Source organism: Bacillus sp. ABR (genome assembly GCF_056172715.1).
The window spans coordinates 1-295 of the sequence record NZ_JAOYSL010000018.1 but is presented as its reverse complement, the minus strand read 5'-3'; the positions used below and the strand labels follow the sequence as shown (position 1 = coordinate 295).

The following is a 295-nucleotide window of genomic DNA, read 5'->3' as shown; positions in this document are numbered from 1 at the left end:
TTTTTAAAAGATTGTTTTGATCATGGCGGTGTAGCTCAGCTGGCTAGAGCGTACGGTTCATACCCGTGAGGTCGGGGGTTCGATCCCCTCCGCCGCTATAAAGGACCTTTAGCTCAGTTGGTTAGAGCAGACGGCTCATAACCGTCCGGTCGTAGGTTCGAGTCCTACAAGGTCCACCATCTATACGGAGGAATACCCAAGTCCGGCTGAAGGGATCGGTCTTGAAAACCGACAGGGGTGTCAAAGCCCGCGGGGGTTCGAATCCCTCTTCCTCCGCCATATTTTTTTAAAACCC

At 52.5% G+C, this 295-nt stretch carries 3 tRNA genes; all 3 read left to right on the top strand.

Going from position 1 to position 295, the window contains the following annotated elements:
• Positions 1 to 24: 24 nt before the first annotated feature.
• Positions 25 to 98, top strand: a tRNA-Met gene (locus OIT90_RS19315).
• 4 nt (positions 99 to 102) lie between these two features.
• Positions 103 to 179 (top strand) — tRNA-Ile (locus OIT90_RS19310).
• Positions 180 to 186: 7 nt separating this feature from the next.
• A tRNA-Ser gene (locus tag OIT90_RS19305) sits at positions 187 to 279 on the top strand.
• The last annotated feature ends 16 nt before the right edge of the window (positions 280 to 295 follow it).